This is a genomic window from Geminicoccus flavidas, from assembly GCF_009806515.1.
In the GTDB taxonomy this organism is placed as follows: Bacteria; Pseudomonadota; Alphaproteobacteria; order Geminicoccales; family Geminicoccaceae; genus Geminicoccus; species Geminicoccus flavidus.
Genome location: NZ_WUJP01000198.1, coordinates 1 through 1,532, shown reverse-complemented (window position 1 = coordinate 1,532; position 1,532 = coordinate 1). Strand labels below are relative to the sequence as shown.

The 1,532-nt window shown below is 71.3% G+C and carries 1 protein-coding gene and 1 pseudogene; both read right to left on the bottom strand.

All coding sequences use genetic code 11. The annotated features are described in order from the left end of the window. Window positions 1-1,131: pseudogene (locus EQG76_RS05445) on the bottom strand (hypothetical protein); the annotation flags it as partial. Window positions 1,132-1,218: 87 nt separating this feature from the next. After that, window positions 1,219-1,532 (bottom strand): BamA/TamA family outer membrane protein (locus EQG76_RS05440; protein ID WP_159711310.1); only part of this gene is annotated, 314 nt, incomplete at its 5' end.

Here is a 1,532-nt window from a genome sequence, read left to right as displayed (position 1 = left end):
GCCGGCCAGGCGCAGCACCGCCTGGGCCGAGCCGGCCAGCTCGGTGCCGGCGAGCGGCGCCAGCGGGGTCAGTTCCGGAAGGTCGGCGGTGAGCGTGCCGGCTAGCTCGCCATCGCCCGCCGGCACGCGCAGGCCGCTGCCGTTCAGCGTCGCTGCGGCGAGCGTCGCGTCGAGCCGCTCCACCGCCATCGAACCGTCGCCCTCGACCGTGGCGGCCAGGGACAGCTCGGGCTGCTCGCCCACGAGCGGCGCCAGGTCCGCCGGCAGGATTCCTTCCGCCGGGCGCAGGGTGGCGTCCATGCCGAGCGACGCCCGGTCGGTCAGGCCCAGCCGCAGGTCGGCATCCATGGCCGCCACCTGTGCCAAGTCGAGGAAGAGCCGGCCCCGCCAGTCCTCGAGCGGGCCGTTGCCGTTCAGGTCGAGCCTGAGGTCGCCGGCCTGCGGCAGGCCGGCCAGCCGGCCGATCAGGCCACCGGTCTCATGACCGGCGACGTTCAGGTCGAGCCGCTGCGCCGCGAGGTCGACCGAAGCCGCCAAGTCCAGGCCGAGCGTGGCCTGGTCGATCCGCTGCAGGGCGAACCGTGCATCGGCCCTCTGACCCTGCTCGCGCGTGGCGGTGTCGCCGGTCAGGGCCAGCACCATCGGTTCGCCCAGCAGGGGCTGGCCCAGTTCGATGCGTTGGACGACCAGCCGGTCCACCCGGACGGAGGGCAGGACGCGCGGCAGGCTGGCCGGATCGGGCAGGGAGAAGGGTTCGGGCGGCGGTTCCGGTGCAGTCGAGACCGGTGCCCGGGCCACGGCGATCCGGCCAGCACTCAGGTCACGGACATGGACCCGGCCACCGAACAGCTCGGTCCAGGCCAGGTCCAGGTGCAGGTCCTCCGCCTCCAGCCACACACCTTCACCGTCGGCGATGCTCAGGCTCTGGATCGTCGGGGCGAACGGGAGGCTGCCGCGCAGCCCGGTAATGCGGATCTCGGAATCACTGCCGGCCGTGAGGCGCTGGGCGGTGTCGGATAGATAGTCCTGCACCGGCGGCAACTGGATCGCCGCCAGCAGCAACACCACAAGGCCGAGCGGCACGGCCAGCAGGGCGACCACCAAGGCAAAAAGGCGACCCAGCCAGATCAAGAAGACGATCCTCCTGCAGCGGCCCGACTTAGGCTTGGCCGTGGGTAAACGATGGGATGCGGTCGGGCTCCCGCCAAGCGGCGGTACTCAGAATGCTTGGCCGATGCTCACATAGATCTGGTAGGCATCGTCGATACCCTCGCGGCGATCCAGCGGCACGGCCACGTCGAGCCGCACCGGACCGATCGGCGTGTAGTAGCGGGCACCGATGCCGGCACCCAGCCGCAGATCCCCGCCGGAAAGCGGGGTCGGGTCGGCGAACGCGGAGCCCGCGTCCAGGAAGGCGACCATGCCGATCGTATCGGTGAACCGCCAGCGCAGCTCACTGTTGAGCTCGACGATCGACAGGCCGCCGATCGGGTCGTCGTCGGCATCGAGAGGGCTGGCCAACTGGAAGCCGA